The sequence below is a fragment of the Niallia sp. FSL R7-0271 genome (assembly GCF_038005785.1).
In the GTDB taxonomy this organism is placed as follows: domain Bacteria; phylum Bacillota; class Bacilli; order Bacillales; family Cytobacillaceae; genus Niallia.
In genome coordinates, this window is record NZ_JBBOTZ010000001.1 from 3,692,383 (window position 1) to 3,711,864 (window position 19,482).

General features: G+C 39.3%; 19 protein-coding genes. 6 read left to right on the top strand and 13 right to left on the bottom strand.

The genetic code is table 11. The annotated features are described in order from the left end of the window. Positions 1-81: 81 nt before the first annotated feature. Positions 82-939: a peptide chain release factor N(5)-glutamine methyltransferase gene (gene prmC / locus MKX82_RS18865; protein WP_341079105.1), complete on the bottom strand. Its 858-nt coding sequence runs from the start codon at positions 937-939 to the stop codon at positions 82-84. 10 nt (positions 940-949) lie between these two features. After that, entirely contained in the window at positions 950-2,023 is a 1,074-nt protein-coding gene (gene prfA, locus MKX82_RS18870) for a peptide chain release factor 1 (RefSeq protein ID WP_233315931.1), read from the bottom strand. Positions 2,024-2,191: 168 nt separating this feature from the next. Between prfA and MKX82_RS18875 the strand changes: the two genes are divergently transcribed. After that, on the top strand, positions 2,192-3,040 hold the full coding sequence (locus MKX82_RS18875) for an STAS domain-containing protein (protein ID WP_233315932.1): 849 nt from the start codon (positions 2,192-2,194) through the stop codon (positions 3,038-3,040). 48 nt (positions 3,041-3,088) lie between these two features. Here MKX82_RS18875 and MKX82_RS18880 read toward each other — a convergent pair whose 3' ends face one another. From MKX82_RS18880 to MKX82_RS18905, 6 genes are all read right to left on the bottom strand, one after another. Continuing rightward, positions 3,089-3,703, bottom strand: coding sequence for a thymidine kinase (locus tag MKX82_RS18880; protein WP_237942064.1), 615 nt, complete (start codon positions 3,701-3,703; stop codon positions 3,089-3,091). Between the two features lie 222 nt (positions 3,704-3,925). Then, entirely contained in the window at positions 3,926-4,138 is a 213-nt protein-coding gene (rpmE, locus tag MKX82_RS18885) for a 50S ribosomal protein L31 (RefSeq protein WP_233315934.1), read from the bottom strand. A gap of 184 nt (positions 4,139-4,322) precedes the next feature. Beyond that, positions 4,323-5,600, bottom strand: a complete 1,278-nt coding sequence (rho, locus tag MKX82_RS18890) for a transcription termination factor Rho (RefSeq protein ID WP_233316151.1) — start codon at positions 5,598-5,600, stop codon at positions 4,323-4,325. 448 nt (positions 5,601-6,048) lie between these two features. Next, positions 6,049-7,335: a UDP-N-acetylglucosamine 1-carboxyvinyltransferase gene (locus MKX82_RS18895; RefSeq protein ID WP_233315935.1), complete on the bottom strand. Its 1,287-nt coding sequence runs from the start codon at positions 7,333-7,335 to the stop codon at positions 6,049-6,051. A 602-nt stretch (positions 7,336-7,937) separates the two neighbouring features. Continuing rightward, on the bottom strand, positions 7,938-8,795 hold the full coding sequence (locus MKX82_RS18900; protein WP_233315936.1) for a class II fructose-bisphosphate aldolase: 858 nt from the start codon (positions 8,793-8,795) through the stop codon (positions 7,938-7,940). 329 nt (positions 8,796-9,124) lie between these two features. Next, complete coding sequence (locus MKX82_RS18905) at positions 9,125-9,487, bottom strand: response regulator (protein WP_127738990.1); 363 nt, start codon at positions 9,485-9,487, stop codon at positions 9,125-9,127. A 291-nt stretch (positions 9,488-9,778) separates the two neighbouring features. On the opposite strand from MKX82_RS18905, the gene MKX82_RS18910 reads away from it, so the two are divergent. Next, a complete protein-coding gene (locus tag MKX82_RS18910) occupies positions 9,779-10,312 on the top strand; it encodes a DUF2529 domain-containing protein (RefSeq protein WP_233315937.1) in 534 nt (177 codons plus the stop codon). A gap of 42 nt (positions 10,313-10,354) precedes the next feature. On the opposite strand, the gene MKX82_RS18915 is transcribed toward MKX82_RS18910, so the two are convergent. Both MKX82_RS18915 and rpoE read right to left on the bottom strand, forming a co-directional pair. After that, positions 10,355-11,959 carry a CTP synthase gene (locus tag MKX82_RS18915; RefSeq protein ID WP_233315938.1) on the bottom strand — a complete coding sequence of 535 codons (1,605 nt, stop codon included), beginning with the start codon at positions 11,957-11,959 and terminating at the stop codon, positions 10,355-10,357. Positions 11,960-12,262: 303 nt separating this feature from the next. Then, a complete protein-coding gene (gene rpoE / locus MKX82_RS18920; protein ID WP_237942065.1) occupies positions 12,263-12,850 on the bottom strand; it encodes a DNA-directed RNA polymerase subunit delta in 588 nt (195 codons plus the stop codon). A 323-nt stretch (positions 12,851-13,173) separates the two neighbouring features. Here rpoE and cls point away from each other — a divergent pair, with 323 nt between their 5' ends. Both cls and uvsE read left to right on the top strand, forming a co-directional pair. Continuing rightward, complete coding sequence (cls, locus tag MKX82_RS18925; RefSeq protein WP_341079117.1) at positions 13,174-14,373, top strand: cardiolipin synthase; 1,200 nt, start codon at positions 13,174-13,176, stop codon at positions 14,371-14,373. Positions 14,374-14,404: 31 nt separating this feature from the next. Next, positions 14,405-15,361 (top strand): UV DNA damage repair endonuclease UvsE, encoded by a 957-nt coding sequence (gene uvsE, locus MKX82_RS18930; RefSeq protein WP_233315941.1) that lies wholly within the window; start codon positions 14,405-14,407, stop codon positions 15,359-15,361. Between the two features lie 39 nt (positions 15,362-15,400). On the opposite strand, the gene MKX82_RS18935 is transcribed toward uvsE, so the two are convergent. The 3 genes from MKX82_RS18935 to MKX82_RS18945 all read right to left on the bottom strand — a co-directional run bounded on the left by MKX82_RS18935 (position 15,401) and on the right by MKX82_RS18945 (position 17,352). Next, the gene (locus tag MKX82_RS18935) at positions 15,401-15,586 is read right to left on the bottom strand and encodes a XapX domain-containing protein (RefSeq protein ID WP_233315942.1); all 186 of its coding nucleotides are present in this window, start codon (positions 15,584-15,586) and stop codon (positions 15,401-15,403) included. Between the two features lie 73 nt (positions 15,587-15,659). Further along, on the bottom strand, positions 15,660-16,640 hold the full coding sequence (locus tag MKX82_RS18940; protein WP_341079120.1) for a sensor histidine kinase: 981 nt from the start codon (positions 16,638-16,640) through the stop codon (positions 15,660-15,662). Positions 16,641-16,653: 13 nt separating this feature from the next. After that, positions 16,654-17,352: a LytR/AlgR family response regulator transcription factor gene (locus MKX82_RS18945; RefSeq protein WP_233315944.1), complete on the bottom strand. Its 699-nt coding sequence runs from the start codon at positions 17,350-17,352 to the stop codon at positions 16,654-16,656. A 228-nt stretch (positions 17,353-17,580) separates the two neighbouring features. Between MKX82_RS18945 and MKX82_RS18950 the strand changes: the two genes are divergently transcribed. Together MKX82_RS18950 and MKX82_RS18955 are read left to right on the top strand one after the other, a co-directional pair. After that, entirely contained in the window at positions 17,581-18,333 is a 753-nt protein-coding gene (locus MKX82_RS18950; RefSeq protein WP_233315945.1) for an ABC transporter ATP-binding protein, read from the top strand. Beyond that, on the top strand, positions 18,323-19,480 hold the full coding sequence (locus MKX82_RS18955; RefSeq protein ID WP_233315946.1) for an ABC transporter permease: 1,158 nt from the start codon (positions 18,323-18,325) through the stop codon (positions 19,478-19,480). Before MKX82_RS18950 ends, MKX82_RS18955 begins: the two co-directional genes overlap by 11 nt. Positions 19,481-19,482 lie beyond the last annotated feature (2 nt).

A 19,482-nucleotide genomic window follows, 5' to 3' on the forward strand; every position in this document is an offset into this window, starting at 1 on the left:
AAACAGTGTGGACAGATTAATAGATTCTTAAACTAGCAACTTTTATTTTTTTCAAAATAAAAAACCGCGGAAGAACCGCGGTTAAAATCCAACTTCTGCAAAGACCATTCGATCCTTTTTATTAATATCATACACAACATCCACCTTAGCTGCAGGAAAGGCATTTAACAGCAGTTGTGAAACTGCCTCGCTTTGACCCATGCCGACCTCAAAGCCGACTATGCCTTTATCCTTTAAAACGGAAGGCAGCTGTGCACAAATTCTCTTATAAATATCCAAACCATCTATTCCAGCAAACAGTGCCCGATGAGGCTCATGCTCTACAACTACTTCTGACATTTCAGCAATATCTTCATCTGGAATGTATGGAGGATTAGAAAGGACTACATCGAACCTCCTGCCTGTTTTTATAAACGGTTCAAACAAATCACCATGGACAAAATCAATTGATTCAGCACCATTTCTCTCTGCGTTCTTTTTTGCAACCTGTAATGATTCCTCAAATAAATCGCTTGCAGTCACTTGCAGTCTAGGGTTTTCCAGCTTCATCGTAACAGCTATTGCTCCGCTTCCTGTGCCTATATCAACTATACTGACTTCCCGACTTCCATATAAAACCTTGATTCGCTCCAACATATGATATACAAGTTCTTCTGTTTCAGGCCTCGGGATTAGAACTTCTTCATTCACTTCAAAAATACGGCCATAAAATTCTTCATAGCCAATTAAATATTGAATTGGTATCCCTTTACCATGAAGAGTGATATTTTGCTCAAACAGCTTAAAGGACTCTTCACTCATATCATCCCGAAATTTCATTAACATTTCGGAACGAGTCACACCTAATGCATGCCGCAGTAAAAGCTCGCCGGCATGCTCCTCCCGTCCGTGCTCCTGCAAATAAGAAGAAGCCCATTTAAGGGCTTCAAAAACTTTCATTTGTCTTGTATTACACATCAGATGCACTTTCCAAACGGCTTGATTGTTCTTCAAAGATTAGGGCATCAATGATATCTTCCATTTTTCCTTGGAGAATTTGATCAAGCTTTTGAATAGTTAGTCCAATTCGATGGTCTGTTACACGGTTTTGCGGGAAGTTATACGTTCTTATGCGCTCAGAACGGTCCCCTGTACCAACTGCTGATTTGCGCTGCTGGTCATACTCTGCTTGCGCCTCTTGCTGGAACTTATCATAAACACGAGCACGTAAAACCTTCATCGCTTTTTCTTTATTTTTGATTTGCGACTTTTCATCCTGACAGGATACGACTGTTCCTGTCGGCAAATGCGTCAATCTTACTGCTGACATCGTGGTATTAACACTTTGTCCGCCTGGTCCACTCGAAGCAAATGTATCTACACGTATATCCTTCTCATGGATTTCAATTTCAACCTCTTCTGCTTCAGGCAGACAAGCAACAGTTGCAGTGGAGGTATGAATTCTTCCGCCAGATTCTGTTTCAGGCACACGCTGTACTCTGTGTGCTCCATTTTCAAACTTAAGCTTTGAGTAAGCGCCTTTTCCGTTAATCATGAAAATGATTTCCTTATATCCGCCTACACCTGTTGAACTTGCATCAATTACTTCCATCTTCCAGCCCTGTGATTCTGCATAACGGCTGTACATACGGAACAAGTCTCCTGCAAATAAGGCTGCTTCATCTCCGCCCGCTGCTCCGCGAACCTCCATGATAACGTTCTTATCATCATTAGGATCTTTCGGTATTAGCAGTATTCTTAAGCGCGCTTCTAGCTCTTCGATTTTCTCTGCTGTTTCATCAAGCTCTTCTTTTACCATTTCCCGCATTTCCGGATCAAGCTTTTCCTCTAACATAGAACGGGCGTCTTGGTTTTGTGCTTTTACTTCTTTATATTCCCGGTAAACTTCCACCGTTTCTTGTATATCTGATTGCTCTTTAGAATAATCACGCAATTTTTTTGTATCATTGACAATTTCAGGATCGCTTAATAACTCATTAAGCCTGTCATAACGATCCTCTACCGCTTGCAGACGATCAAACACGTATATTCACCTCAATTTTTTTCCATAACATTTTAATTATATTATAGGCTATTATCCCCGTCAAAACCAAATTAACAAGGAAAAAAACCGCTTCATCGCGTTTATGCACTTATATTAAACCAAAATTGCTTTATAATGAAGATATTCATAGAAAGAGAGGGCTCCTATATGTCCCTATCCAACAGTTCTGTCTACCATTATATAATGGAAAATGCTTCGGTAATAACAGAAAAATGGTTCGCCATAAAAGATGGTGAGGAAGGCTCTATTTACAGCAAACAATCTGATGATAACGTCAATAATCTTCTCCGTGCTCAGCACGCCTTTACAATTGAAACAGTTATCAGCTCTTTTTTGGACGATGATACCATTTTCTCTGCTAACTTATCAAAATGGGCAATTAAAATTGCGCAAAGCAGAGTGGAACTAGGGGTGCCTGTTCATGAAGTCCTGCACGCGTTAAGTCTGACAAGGCAAACCATCTGGGATATGATTACGAGATTCATAGAAGAGCTCAGGAATGTTCCACAAGCAACTATACTAGAGTGGAGTTCGATATTCCATCTTACATTTGATAAGTTAAACAACGAATTCACCGAGATGTATCATGAATACAATCAAAGAAAGCTATTATCCCAACAAGCGACAATCAACGAACTGAGCAACCCGATTATTCCAATTATCAATCATATTGGTGTGCTTCCAATCATCGGGGCCATTGATACAGCAAGAGGGAAAGCAATTCTTGAGAATGTGCCTGCTAGATGTCAGGAGAAGCAAATCAGACATCTATTTATTGATGTTTCCGGAGTGTCTACCATTGATACAATGGTGCTGCAAGAGCTGATGAAATTAGTGAAGGTCCTCCAATATACAGGTATGAAGTCCACTATCTCTGGACTCAGACCAGACATGGCGCAAGTGATACATGCATTAGGAATCAGTTTAGATGACATTCCCACGTTCAGCACACTAAAACAGGCGCTTTCTAAACTCGGTTTAGCTGTTTCTTCATAAATCATAAAAAAATCTCCCATTAGAGTTTTCTCTAATGGGAGATTTTAGCTAAATGGATGTGCTGCTGTCTGCCTTTTTCAGCGAAGGGGATTTCGGAACTTCGTGATGATGACGGCATCTTGGCTCATAAGATTCAGAAGCACCTACTAGTATGATGGGATCATCGTATGATGCTGGTGAACCATCAATCAGCCGCTGAGTCCTGCTGGCCGGTGAACCGCATACTGCACAGACTGCCTGCAGCTTTGTCACAAGCTCAGCTATTGCCATAAGTTCAGGCATCTTTCCAAATGGTTCACCACGGAAGTCCTGATCCAATCCTGCACAGATGACTCTATAGCCGCTGTTGGCTAAATGCTGGACAACAGCCACTATTTCCGGGTCAAAGAACTGGATTTCGTCAATCGCAACCACCTCGACATCTGGTGTCACATATTCAAAAATCTCCGAGGATTCACTGATTGGAACAGCAATTGTAGTAGAACCATTATGAGAAACGACAGCTTCCTCACTGTAGCGGTTATCTATTTTCGGCTTAAACACAACGATGTTTTGTTTAGCAAATTGGGCTCTTCTTACTCGACGGATAAGCTCCTCTGATTTACCGGAAAACATGCTTCCGCAAATCACTTCTACCCATCCATGATGTTTCATCACGTACATGAAACCTCTCCTTCCTTCCTCCAAAAACATGTCCTTTACATAAACTAACTTCTCTTAGCAAAGCGACTGCAGCGTTCAACTTTCTCTAGAAGACGCTTAAGAATACAAAAAACGGAGAAGATCCTTGCATTCTTAAACTTCCTCTTTCATAAATAGAAGACAATATCTCATAAAGAAAGAACAGGCAAGGTATGAAGCATTCTTGCCTGTTCTTCGGATTGATTATTGCTGTTGCTGTTTAAGACCGTATTTTTTGTTGAAACGGTCAACACGTCCGCCAGCTTCAGCGAATTTTTGACGTCCAGTATAGAACGGATGGCACTCAGAGCAAGTTTCAACTTTCATCTCTTTTGCAACAGATCCAGTTGTGAACTCATTACCGCAAGCGCATTTTACCGTGATTTCATTATAAGTTGGATGAATTCCTGATTTCATTCCTTTTCATCTCCTTCCGCCCTGCAACTTTCGAAGCAGAGTTATAGAATAACGTATAGAATTATTTATTCCCATACATTATTATTTTAAAAACACACTGTCATCATTATAGCAAGGACATAGGCATTTTGCAACTTCATTTCCTCATCCCTTGCTATGAATTTTTTTCCAGCTAATACTAGATTTAAGAACGCTTCCCAGCTGTTCCTGCCTTCATTTGATCAGACAGCACAGCAAAAAACTCTTCATTGGATTTCGTTTGTCTAAGCTTTCTTAAGAAACGCTCCGCAAAATCGGGAGAATCTGACATAGACTTGCGAATGGCCCATAATTTGTCCAAATGTTCCTTCGGTATTAACAGTTCTTCTTTGCGAGTACCAGAACGGCGAATATCGATCGCTGGGAAAATCCTTCTTTCCGCAAGAGAGCGATCCAAATGAAGCTCCATATTACCTGTACCCTTAAACTCTTCATATATAACGTCATCCATACGGGAACCTGTATCTACCAGCGCTGTAGCCAGGATGGTTAAAGAACCGCCTTCTTCAATATTACGAGCTGCCCCGAAGAAGCGTTTCGGACGATGGAAGGCAGCAGGATCTATCCCCCCTGATAAAGTTCTTCCACTCGGAGGAATGACAAGATTGTATGCTCTTGCAAGTCTTGTAATGCTGTCCATTAAAATGATAACATCACGCTTATGCTCTACAAGGCGCATCGCTCTTTCTAACACGAGCTCTGCCACTTTAATGTGGTTTTCTGGAACTTCATCAAAAGTGGAGCTGACTACATCGCCGCTGACTGAACGTTCAATATCAGTCACTTCCTCCGGTCTTTCATCAATTAAGAGGACAATAAGCTCTGCATCCGGATGATTTGTCGTAATGCTGTTGGCAATTTCCTTAATAAGCATTGTTTTACCTGCTTTAGGAGGCGCAACAATCAATCCACGCTGTCCAAAACCAACAGGAGCCAGAACATCCATTATACGAGTAGATGTATACTTTTGTGTTGTTTCCAGCTTCATTTGTCTGTCTGGATATAATGGCGTCAATGCCGGAAAATGGACTCTTTCCTTTGCCGTTGCCGGGTCATCGCCGTTTACCGCTTCCACCTGCAGCAATCCAAAATAACGTTCATTTTCCTTTGGAGGTCGCACCTTTCCAGATACTTTATCCCCATTTCTCAAATCAAACTTTCTGATTTGGGAAGCAGATATGTATATATCCTGCGAACTAGGTGAATAGTTGATTGGTCTTAAGAAACCAAAACCTTCTGATTGGATAATCTCCAGAACGCCTTCCATAAAGAAATATCCTTCCTGTTCCGCTCTCGCTTTCAAAATAGAGAATATTAATTCTTTTTTTGTCAGCTTGCTGTAATAAGCAACTTTATATTCACGAGCCAATTCATACAGCTCTTTTAATTTCATGTTTTCCAAACTAGATATGTTCAATCCCATTTTGCCACCACTCTTTTTCATTTTCAGTTATTCCTACCATTTAGCGAAATTTGTATTTGGAAAGGAATGTTTTCGTTTTTTTGAGGCGTTATATGTTTGAAGAGAAAAAACTATAAATTGAGTATAGTTAATGAAGTATAGTATTGATTATCGCATTCCTTCCAGTTAAAAGGCAATGCGTTTTTTCAGTCACTAAAAAGCAATCTCTATTTTACCTAATATAAACGTTTATATGCAACAATATTTTAATAGACTGCATCTTCACCTTAACTTTTTGAGAAGGCAGACAAACGAGCCATTCTCCCTTTAGAACAGCTACTGCAATCGTTATCTTTTATGCTTTCTGTTTAGTAAACCAAAAAGCATGTTGGTAAAACGGCAGAATCAGGCAAGTCTTATCTAAGAAATGCTCAAAAGAATATCTTAACCTGATCCCGCCTTGTTATCATCACACATTCTTAATCTGTTCGTACTCTTCCTGGGACATGCCTTCACGCCATATGGACGCCCCTAAACCTTTCAACTTCTCTACAAGCTGACCGTAGCCTCTGTCAATATGCTCAACACCAGTGACTTCGGTAATACCGTCCGCCATGAGTCCTGCTATTACCAACGCGGCTCCAGCTCTTAAATCACTAGCCTTCACACGAGCTCCTTGAAGATGAACTGGTCCATTAATGATTGCTGATCTTCCTTCCACCTTAATGGTAGCATTCATTCTTCTTAACTCATCGATATGTTTAAAGCGGGCACTGTAGATTGTATCAGTTACCATGCTTGTACCGTTTGTTTTCGTCAGCAGCGAGGTAAACGGCTGCTGCAAATCGGTCGGAAATCCTGGATATACTAATGTTTTAATATCAACAGGCTTTAAATCAGGATTGGAACTTACAAAGACTTGGTCGCCGCTTGACTCGATTTGCACTCCCATTTCCCTTAGCTTTGCAATCAAAGATTCCAAGTGCTGCGGGATAACATTATCAATAAGGATTCCATCGCCAACTGCTGCACCGATAATAATATAAGTTCCAGCTTCAATTCTGTCAGGAATAATAGTATGGCGGCAGCCATGCAAATGATCCACCCCATCAATTCGGATTACATCCGTTCCTGCACCTTTGATTTTTGCTCCCATATTTGTCAGCAATGTAGCAACATCGATGATTTCAGGTTCCTTTGCAGCATTTTCAATGATGGTTCTGCCTTTAGCTCTAACAGCCGCAAGCATAATATTGATAGTTGCGCCAACGCTTACAACATCTAAGTATATTCTTGCTCCCCTTAACTCATCAGCACGAAGATAAATGGCTCCCTGCTCATTCGTTATTTGAGCTCCTAAAGCCTCAAAGCCCTTTATATGCTGATCAATTGGCCTTGGACCTAAGTGACAGCCTCCCGGCAGGCCAATAACAGCTTTTTTGAATCTGCCGAGCATCGCTCCCATCAAATAATAGGAGGCACGAAGCTTCTTGACCTTTCCATTTGGCATCGGCATAGATATCATTGATGTCGGATCAATCGTCATATCGGAATCAGAAAATGAAACGCTTCCTCCTAACTCCTCCATAATCCCTTTTAATATGTGAACATCAGAAATGTCAGGCAACCCTTCAATGGTTACTGGAGATTCTGCTAAAATAGTGGCTGGTATTAATGCAACTGCGCTATTTTTTGCTCCGCTAATGCGAACGGTCCCTTTTAATGGAGATCCACCTGCAATCATAAGTTTTTCCATTTCTAACTCCCTTCTAAGCCAAGCAAAGCATGTACTGCTTGTCTAGGACACGTACTAACTTCGCCATTAACTTCCCTGTTTACAGGAATATAAAAATTGAATCAACACTTGGATGTAATTAATTAAGAATTACTACTAATTCAATTATTATACCAAAGTTGAGGAAGATAGGAAAAGTGCAAGCACATGCACTAATAATAGGACAGGTGCATGACCTAAGTAGGTTAACATGGACAAATAGGCCTGTTCCTAATTTGGCTAATAAATCTCTAGTAGTAATGTGTCAAAATTAATATTGCCAGGTCTAATTTGCGAATGAAGAAATTTAATATAAGTCAAAATTTAAGTCTGGGTGTTTTTTCAATAGAAGCTTGATAACTAGAATACTGGATGTGTTGAACAAAAAGGTGCTTTAGTCTAGTCCAGATGGGGACTGCTTGATTTATTCCTTTAAGCAGCAGACAGCCAGTCTTCAAATGGGGATATATCACTCTTTATACATCATAACCGACAATTTGTCTGTTTATTCGACTGACTTTCTAAAATACAATAAATGAACGGAAACCGCCCTGATAAGGACGGTTTCAATCGTTCCATTTATATTACGCTTTGTTAGAAGAACCGAATTCTTTGATTTTGCCGATAACAGTTGCTTTAATAGCGTCACGAGCTGGTCCTAAGTATTTACGTGGATCATACTCTTCAGGTTTAGCAGCTAGAGTTTCGCGAACTGCTTTAGCAGAAGCGATTTGGTTTTCTGTGTTAACGTTGATTTTAGCTGTTCCTAGTGACACGGATTTTTGGATATCTTTTGTTGGGATTCCAGTTCCTCCATGCAATACTAGTGGAAGACCAGTTAGGTTACCGATTTCTTCCATTTCTTTGAAACCAAGGTTTGGTTCACCTTTGTATGGTCCGTGTACAGAACCTAGTGCTGGAGCTAAAGTATCGATGCCAGTACGTTTAACAAGTTCCACACACTCTTGTGCATCAGCGTAGATTACGCCTTCTGCTACAACATCGTCTTCTTGTCCGCCAACAGTTCCAAGCTCAGCTTCTACAGAAACACCTTTTGCATGAGCGTAGTCAACAACTTTTTTAGTTGTTTCAACGTTCTCTTCAAATGGGTGGTGAGAAGCATCGATCATAACGGAAGTGAATCCAGCGTCGATAGCTTCTTTACATTTTTCAAAGCTAGAACCATGATCCAAGTGGATAGCAACTGGAACAGTGATTTTATAGTCTACAAGTAAACCTTCTACCATTTTTACTACAGTTGTGAAACCACCCATGTAACGAGCAGCACCTTCAGATACCCCAAGGATAACTGGAGATTTTTCTTCTTCTGCAGCTTGAAGAATAGCTTGAGTGAACTCAAGGTTATTTAAGTTAAATTGACCAACAGCATAGCCTTCTGCTTTTGCTTTGTTTAACATGTCTTTCATTGAAACTAAAGGCATATATTCTTCCTCCTTCTTATGATCGTTCAATTACTAGGTAACCTTTATTAAATTTCCCAAAGAGAATTTGAATATGTATATATTACCCAAAGTAATCTAAACGAATCACTTTGCTTTTAAATTCCATAGGTAATCATACCAAAATAAGCAGAGAATTGCTATCAATCCAACCACTTTTTATTAAATGTCATAAAAAAAATTGCTTTTATTCACAATATTAATAGAGCTGGCAACAGCTCTATTAATATTTTTTATTATGTATTTATAGTAATTTTTAAACTTATAATGCCAGGATACAGCAGTTTTAGCCAAGATTAGACATATGTTTATCAGCTGACAATATACTCTTTAACAGCCGCACGCAAATCGTCAATGTCAAATGGTTTTGCAAAATGTGTCAAAGCGCCAAGATCCTTTGCTTCCTGAATCATATCAAGCTCTCCGTAAGCAGTCATAATAATAACACGGATATCCTTGTACAATTTTTTCATTCGCTTTAAGATCTCGATGCCGTCCATTCCAGGAATCTTCATGTCGAGGAGCACTAAATCAGGCACCTCCTGTGTCACTATCTCAAGCGCTTGTACACCATTTGCTGCCTGAAAAGTTTTATAGCCCTCTTTTTGGAATACTTCATTCAATAAAATTCTGATGCCGAACTGGTCATCCACGATTAATATTTTCCCTTTCATTGTAGACCTTCCCTTCTATGTGTTCTCTATTTTTTGAAAAGATATTCCCCGTTATTTCCCACTCACACATACTGCTGATAAATCGACACAGCAAAAAGACTATTTTAGACAATAGACCCAATTACATCCATTATATAACAAAGTTTTTTTCTTTAAATAACTTTCTACTTTTTATTGACAAATTCCTGCTGACAAGCATAAATTTTGCCTTTTCTTGTACATTACTTATAATACTATTGAATCTAATTCCATTGCATAACCTTGAAATATAAACACAGGAGGTTTCTCACATTGTTAAAAATGTTCTCCACACAGTTAAGTGGGTTATTTAAAAGACTGCATGAAAAAGAAGAAGAAGCAATTGAAGATAGTGCAAGAATACTTGCCCAAGCATTAAGCGGGGAAGGAAAAATCTTCATTTGTGCAACAAACGAAATGAAAGCAGTAGTTGCAGAAGCATTATACAGCGCCGAACCGTTGCAAGGAGCAGAAGAATGGACGAGCTCCCACTCGTTAGAAAATATCAGTCCTAATGACCGGTTTCTATTCTTCTCTAGAACTTCAGATGATGAGGAACTGCTGCCCTTTGCTGAAAAACTCACAAAGGAGTACATCCCATTTGTATCAGTGAGCACTATAATGTCATCAGACTCACACGGTATTCACACAAAAGCAGATGTACATATAGACCTTAAATTGACAAAAGGTCTGCTCCCTGATGATGAGGGAAACCGCTTTGGTTATCCTGCTTCTATCGCGGCTATTTTTGTTTATTACGGTATTAAATTTACGCTGGATGAGTTTATTAAAGAATATGAACTCTAAGCAAAAAAAAAAGCTAACCTATAAAGGTTAGCTTTTTTTTGCTTATTTTTCAGAGAAACGCAGGGATGAACCTACAAACTCACGGAATAAAGGCTGTGGTCTAGTTGGTCTTGAGATAAACTCCGGATGGAATTGTGATGCTACAAACCAAGGGTGATCCTTCAGCTCGATAATTTCTACCAAACGGCCATCTGGACTTGTTCCAGAGAAGACGAAACCTGCTTCTTCCATCTCTTGGCGGTATTGGTTATTGAACTCATAACGATGACGGTGTCTTTCATAAATAACCTCATCCTGATATGCTTCGTATGCTTTTGTATTTTCTTTCAACTTACATGGATACAAGCCTAAGCGCAGCGTTCCGCCAAGGTCCTCGATATCCTTTTGCTCTGGCAACAAGTCGATAACAGGATATGCCGTATTTTCATCCAACTCAGATGAGTTTGCTCCATTCCAGCCTAATACATTACGCGCAAACTCGATAGATGCTACTTGCATACCAAGGCAGATTCCAAAGAAAGGTACTTTATTTTCACGAGCATATTGTGTTGTGATAATTTTCCCTTCTACTCCACGATCACCAAATCCTCCTGGAACAAGGATTCCGTCTGCATGCTGCAACAGCTCTTTTACATTTTCAGAAGTTACGTGCTCTGCATTAATCCAATCAATTTCGATGTCTGCATCAAAGGCATAACCTGCATGTTTTAATGCTTCAACTACAGAAATATAGGCATCCTGAAGCTCAACATACTTACCAACAAGAGCGATTTTAACTGTTTTAGACAGATTGCGGACTACATCAACAAGCTCAATCCATTCTGTCATATCTGCTTCTTCACACTTAAGGTGAAGATGGTCGCAAACGATTTGATCCAAGTGTTGTTCTTGAAGAGCTAATGGAATTGTATATAATGTATCTGCATCACGGCACTCAATTACTGAATTCGTGTCAATATCACAGAAAAGAGCAATCTTATCTTTCATATCTTGAGAAATTGGCTTTTCCGTTCTTACAACAATCACATTTGGCTGAATACCTAAGCTGCGAAGCTCTTTAACACTGTGCTGTGTTGGCTTTGTTTTCATTTCGCCGGCAGCCTTGATGTACGGCACCAATGTACAATGAATATACATCACGTTTTCTCTGCCAATATCATTTTTGATTTGACGAATTGCCTCCAGGAATGGAAGTGATTCGATATCACCAACAGTTCCCCCGATTTCCGTAATAACAACATCTGCATTCGTTTCACGGCCTGCTCGGTAAACTCTTTCTTTAATTTCATTTGTAATATGCGGGATAACTTGAACAGTTCCTCCCAAGTAGTCGCCTCTGCGTTCTTTTCTTAGGACAGTTGAATAGATTTTTCCCGTTGTAACATTGTTGAATTTCGTCAAATTAATGTCAATGAAACGCTCATAGTGTCCTAAGTCAAGATCCGTTTCCGCGCCGTCATCTGTTACAAAAACCTCTCCATGTTGGTAAGGACTCATTGTTCCTGGGTCCACGTTAATATATGGATCAAATTTTTGAATCGTCACGCTCACTCCGCGATTTTTAAGCAGCCTTCCCAATGATGCTGCAGTAATTCCTTTTCCAAGTGATGAAACTACCCCACCTGTAACAAAAATATATTTTGTCATTTTAAAATCCCCCTTAGTTAAAGTTTGTGCATATTTGTCTTTATTTAAAGAAAAATAATCGAATATTTTTTTCGAGGGGAGTGAAACAAATTGCCGTAAAGCTACTTTTATAAAAAAGCCTTTCAGCACCCTATGCTTAGCATTTTAAGCAGGTTCTGGGCCTAGAAAATCATTTTATAAAAACAAAAAAGCTCCACTTACTTCTTCAAGTAAGGGAGCGCTATTTAAGCAAATATCAGTTTGTTCCTTTTTTAAGGAGCCCAAAAATGATTTTACAAGCAAGGCATATAAAAGTCAAGGGTCTTATTTATCTTCTTCCTCGTCCTCAAACTCATCTTCATCCTCGTCTTCTTCCTCATCTTCCAGATCCTCGTCCAGCTCATCTTCGTCGATTTCATATGTATCTTCGTCTTCAAAGCTTTCGTCATCATCTTCCTCTGCAAGATCGTCATCCAGCAAATCGTCCTCTTCTTCGATAACATCTTCGTCTTCATCGTCATCAAGAAGATCATCATCATCGAATTCATCATAATCTTCTTCAACGCTGTCATCATAGTCATCGAAATCGTCTTCGGCAGCTTTTTTCGCTTTCTTCTTCTTCGGCTTCGTCACAGTAACGACATCTTCCTCTGACTTATCAACTGGATACCATGTGCGCAGTCCCCAACGATTGTCGCCTAATGATAAAAAGCGTCCATCAATATTTATATCTGTATAGAATTGGGCAATTCTATCATTGACTTGATCTTCAGACAAGTTCAACAGTCTGCTTACTTCCTTCACAATTTCATGGAAAGAATACGGCGTTTTTGCGCCATTTAATAGTTCGTATGCGATTTCAATTAAAGACATTTCATTTAGTTGTTCTTTTGTATAGTTATCAACACTCATTTTGGCACTTCCTTTCGCTATCTGCTCTTTATCCGAATTGGATTGTATGGTGTTATACCATTTCTTTATTGAAAGCTGTAAACCAGCTTAATTACCTCATGGAGTTTCATTGTATACAGTTTCCATTTCATAGTAAAGAGAAAAATACATATTCTCCATTATAAACAATTTTCTAGTGAATATGCTAGTTCTAGCTAAGGTTTATTTAGCTTTTACTTTTCTTTTTCATTCACTAAAAATTTAAGAGAAGTTTATCACGTCTTTCTTCCCTCTTATAGAATATAGCAAATTGGGGCACAATACATAGCCAAGGGGGAACTTCCATGCAAATTTTTTGGACTATCATCTGCATTTTGCTGCTGCTAATCATCTTGCTTTATGTAGATTTAATCGTAGGCAAGGCACTGACTAAACGGAAGGTAACGAGAAGAAATTATCCGTTCAGGCACAGTGATTTTCATATTTTCAATGATGGGAAGGATCTTTTCCCAGACCTGTTTCACGAGCTTGAAGAGGCAGAAAATCATATACATATATTATTTTACACTGTTAAGGCTGACACAATCAGCAACCAGTTCTTATCCATTCTCGAGCGAAAAGCGCAAGAGGGCGTTGAAGTAAGACTGCTGCTCGATTGGCTCGGCAGCTTTCAAGTACGCAAAAAAATCCGGAATAAATTAAAAGAAGCTGGTGTGCAGTTCTCCTACTGCAATACACCAAAAATGCCGTTATTCTATACCCTGCAAGTCAGAAATCACCGAAAAATCACCATTATCGATGGTAAAATCGGCTATGTAGGCGGCTTCAATGTCGGAAAAGATTATATTCATGGCAACTTAAAATTGAGTCCATGGAGAGACTATCACTTTAAAATGACAGGAGAAGGTGTCGATGACCTGCAGCGGGAATTTTTGCTCGATTGGTCTGCTGCGACAAAAACAAATCTCCTACAAAACCCTGTATATTTTCCTGAACAGCCGAAGGGACACTCCCGCCATCAGTTCATTCCAACACAAGGTGTGTATTTAGAGGACGTCTTATGCGGTCTTATTCGAAATGCTAGAAAAACACTGTTTATCGGAACACCTTACTTTATTCCAAGCAAAAGGATTATGGAAGAGCTTAGCCTGGCACAAGACCGTAATGTGGCGATAACGTTACTTTTACCGACAAAACCAGATCATCCTTTAGTAAAAGAGGCATCTTTCCGTTATTTACGCACCTTATTGAAACGTGGAGCAAAGGCTTATCATTATAAACATGGTTTTTTTCATGGTAAAATTATTACAGCAGATGACGAAATTTGCTTTATTGGTACTGCCAACTTTGATAAGAGAAGTATCTTTTTAAACCATGAAATAATTTGCTGTGTTTTTGATTCCAGCTTCATAGCAAGGATGAACAACATTGTAAGGCAGGACCTTTCTTTTTCGGAAGAGTACACACTTAAATTCTTGCTGAAACCTAAATTTAAAACTGTGTTATTGGAGTATCTTGCCCGATTATTTGCACCCTTGCTGTGATTCACTGGTAAATAAGGGAAAGGAGAAAAAGATGAAATTCAGATTCGGCTATGTATCTACTGCGACTAATCTTTGGGACGCCTCTCCCTCCAAAACAATGACTTATGCACGCTACAGTGAACTACCTGACGAAGAACGGCAAAGGAAGCTGCTTGAAATTACGAGGACAAACCTTACGAATACAATGAGAGCACTTCACTATAATATCGGACATGAAATCATGTTATACCGTATGTCGAGCTCTATCGTTCCGTTAGCAACCCATCCTGAGGTGATGTGGGATTTTGTAACTCCCTTTGAAAAGGAGTTTGCCCAAGTGGGGCAGCTTGTGAAAGATCATGGACTCAGGGTCAGCTTCCATCCGAACCAGTACACCCTGTTTACTTCCCCAAGACCGGAAGTGACTAAAAACGCTGTAATTGATATGGAATATCATTATAAAATGCTTGAAGCAATGGGAGTAGAGGACAGAAGTGTTATTAACATTCATATTGGCGGATCATATGGTGATAAAGAAAAAACACTGGCCCGCTTTTATGAAAATATACAGTCATTGCCGTTACACATAAAAAAAATAATGACATTAGAAAATGATGACAAGACATATAACACAGAGGAAACTTTGACAGTATGTCAAAACGAAACAATCCCACTCGTTTTTGACTATCATCACCATATGGCGAACTTATGTGAAAAACCGCTGGAAGAATTGCTGTTACCAGTTTTTGAAACATGGAAGCATCGAGGGATTACACCGAAAATCCATCTGTCTTCTCCAAAAACAGAGAAGGCTTTCCGTTCTCATGCAGATTTTGTAGATGCAGAGTTTGTTAAACCGCTCTTACAGCTTTTGCGCCCGCTCCAGATGGATGTTGATTTTATGATTGAAGCAAAGCTTAAAGATCAGGCCTGTCTGCAGCTCGTAGAGGATCTCAGTAAGATAAGAGGAGTTAAAAGAATTGGCGGAGCAACACTAGAATGGAATTAAAAATTAAAGGCGGCAGTCGTTTTCTGCCGCCTCTTCTGCTTAGTTTTTTGAAAAAAGGTTAGAAATCCACGGTTCCAAACTTACATACACTTTAAATCCTGCATAAATGCCAACAATCCCAATAATCCCTGGCAATGCGCCTGGTGCTGGTATCGGCAGCTTGAGCAAGGCAAAGATAAATCCTGTCAAAAATCCAGTTATTAATGCTAATAGAAGTAATTTCATAGACACCTTCCTTTTCCTTATTGCTCTTATTATTTGAAAAGAAGGCGCATTTAAACCTCATAACATAATTAAATCAGCGAATGGACGGCAGCTTGATTTTTACTGTAAATTCTTCTTCCTTATAAACAAAATCCAAAACACCTTGATGTTTTTTGACAATATCGGCAATTATTTTTGTCCCATAGCCTCTTTCATTCCCTGCTTTTGTCGACAGACCATACTGATGATAAAGCCTGTCTAAAATTTTTGCAGGGATTGGCAATGACTTATTTTTGACTGTTAATATATATAATCCGCTTCTTTTTACTAATTGCAGTGTAATAAAGGCATGCTGCTGATTAACCTTCTTCCAATTCAAACATGCTTCAACGCAGTTTTCAAGCAAATTGCCGACAAGTCCTACAAGCTCTTTATCCGGAACCGGCATAGAGGAGATAGGAACTTCTATATCATAAATGATTTCCATTCCTTCCTTTTGAGCCTTTAGGTAATACTGGTGCAAAGTTGCCGCAACTGCTCCGCTTTCCCCCTTAATGGAGAGATTTGTTTCGTTGTACCCGTCAACAAGCACATCTAAGTAAGCCCCTGCTTCTTTAAATTCTTCTTTTTCAAGCATAAAATGAATGGCTGCTATATGTTTTAGAAAATCATGGCGCTCGCTTCTGACAGTCCTGAATGTCTCATTCATGCGAAATATTTCTTCATCTAGCCTGTTAATTTCTTTGCTGAATTTAGACAGTTTTCTAACTTGAATAGCCCTGATAACTTCAACAAGCAAGAACAGCAGGAAAAACAGAAGCCGAATATATTCTGATTCCTGCATAACTGTAGCAGCTGCAATCATAGCCTGAACGAGCCAAAATAAGACCTCAAGTCTCCAGTCGAATGATGCGCCTTGCCTATTTCCTAGCCTCACTAGAAGGAAGCCTCCTGCTAAAAGCATGAGCACCAATATATAAATGGCACTATGCCATCCAAAAGCGTAAAGGAATGCTCCAAGATGAATGGCGGAAAATAAGCTGATTAAACTCCAAGATAAGTGGTCTGCCTTCACTATTTTTTACTCCTTAAAAATAATTGTTTTGAATGAATTCTACCTTTTCCTTTGTAATCATGGCTTTTGCCTCCGTTCCTTCAAATGTAACAGTATAGGAGTTCTTGGCATACAAAGAGAAGCTTTTTATGCAGTGAATGTTAATAATAAAGGAACGATGTGATCTGACAAAGTCCCTCTCTCTCAATTCACCCTCTAATTCATTAAGTGTCTGGTATGTTTTGATTGCTTCTGACTTCGTATGAATGGTCGTCGACCTGCCGGATCTTTCAATGAAAATAATTTCTTTCTTCAGGATAATATGTATGTCATTCTTTTGTTTAATATATAATCTCCCAGCTATTTCAGCTGAACTGGTTTTCTCCATCAGCCTTTTAACAGATTGGACAAGTCTATCTTTTGAATAGGGCTTCATAATATAATCATGGACATTCAACTCAAAAGCGTGAACAGCATAACCGCTGCTTGCTGTTACAAAAATAACAGCGATATTAAGAGCATGAGAGTGGATAATATCTGCAAGCTCATACCCTGACAGATTAGGCATCTCTATATCTGCAATCAGAAGTGTAATGGATTCTTTTTTGATTTGTTCATATGCTTCCTCTGCAGAAGTAGTGGCAAACACGATCTCTGCTTCTGGAATAGAAGAGACAATGCCCGCTAACTTATCCAAATCAATTGCTCTATCGTCTACCAATCCAATTTTCATCCTCATTGTATCCCCTTGTTGAGTATTTTCCACATTGTTTTATTTTACCATGTTTTTAACTCACCATGTTTGCCACCTTGGAAATATTAGGAGGTAAGAGTAAATATCCTTCCCTTACTTCTTCTGGCATTTTCACGACAGGAAACGGACTTTTCACGACATCTATACAGACGCTCATTTCCTTTATCTGTATGATAAAGACATAGAAAACGAGAAGGAAGTGACTAGATGATAACAGTAAATAAAGTAACGAAAACATTTAAGGATAAAAAGATATATGTAACAGCTTTAAAGCATGTTTCCTTTCAAATAAAAAAAGGAGAAACTGTCGGCTTGCTGGGGGAAAACGGCGCAGGAAAAACAACCTTACTTAGGTCGATCGCCACATTGCTTCAGCCAACAGAAGGCTCTATCACTGTCTCTGGATTTGATACGAAGGCAAACCCAAATGAAATAAAGCAAAAGATTGGTGTTTTATTTGGTGGTGAAACGGGTTTGTACGATCGCTTAACCGCAAGGGAAAACTTAGAATACTTTGCCAGGCTTTATGGTCTCAGCAAACATGAAACAAAGGTAAGAATTGATGAATTGGCAAGGATGTTCGGAATGAGAGATTATCTGGACCGAAAAGTCGGCAACTTCTCTAAAGGGATGCGTCAAAAGGTGGCCATTGCGAGGACACTTATTCATAATCCGGAGATTATTCTCTTTGATGAACCGACGACAGGCCTTGATATTACTTCATCCAATGTATTTCGCCAGCTTGTCCATCAGCTGAAGCAGGATGGAAAAACAATTATCTTCTCAAGCCATATTATGGAGGAGGTCTCTCTGCTGTGCGATAGTGTTGCAATGATGCACAAAGGAGAGCTTGTTCATCATGGAAGTCTAGAAGACTTATATACTGCCGAAGGAAGCAGTGATTTGAACTATATCTTTATGAGCAGACTTGTCAGAGGAGGAAATACCCATGTTTCTTAATATATATTTAAAAGAATTAAAAGACTCTTTCAGGGATAAACGAACCTTATTATTGACCGTATTATTACCAATTATCATTATGACTATGCTTACCCTTTTTTATGAAAAGTTGGTATCTGAAGACGAAGGAGAATCCTATATACTAGCGGTTGCCTCTTCTCTGTCAGATGAAGTAAAAACGAGCTTGCTTGCTAACAGCAGCATTGAACTAGTAGAATCACAAGACCCTAAAGAAACATTGCAAAACGGAGATGCACAAGCGGCCTTAGTAGCAGATGATAATCTCGCTAACCTTGTATCAGAAGGACAAAACGCAGAAATAACAATAATCGGAGATTCTTTCAGTCAAAGCTCTTCTACACTCATGTCCCTTACACAAGCTGCGTTATCCCAATATGAGAGCATGATAGTCTCCCAAAGATTGGGTGATCTTGGCATAGAAACTGATACCATAAAGCCATTTTCTATTAATCAGGAGGAATTAAACAGCGAGGATCCGACTATTAATCTTGTTGCCATGCTCATTCCGCTTATTCTAGCTGTTGCAATCGGTGTTGGTGCCGGACCGGCTGCTGCCGACCTCTTCTCAGGAGAAAAGGAGAAGAAAACAATGGAGGCATTGCTGATGACCCCTGTTAGTCGTTCGACACTTGTATTTGCTAAATGGCTGACAATCTCTACAATCGGTACAATCACGGGAATCGTTACATTGCTTGTGGTTGTTTTGGAAATAGCCTTCCTGACAGAAAACTTAAAAAATGCAATTGAATTCAAAGACAACTTTCTATTAGTTGTTACTTTGTCACTCGTGCTCACCATTGTTTATTCGATGTTTGTCGCTTCCCTGCTTATGCTGACTAGCATCGTCGGCAAATCTATTAAGGAATCACAAAGCTATAGTGCGCCAATTATGATGGTTACCATTTTGCCATTAATGTTAATGTCAAATATCGGCATCAATGAATTAGAGTTCAAGCATTTCGCCATACCGGTTATGAATATTTATGCCCTGTTAAAAGAGCTGATTTTCGGCATTACTAACTATGAGCATTTCTTTATCACAATTGCCAGCAATCTTATTGTATTAGTAGTTGTTTTCTTTATCGGAAGAATAATGTTTTTGAAGGATAAATGGGTGATGAATTAAAG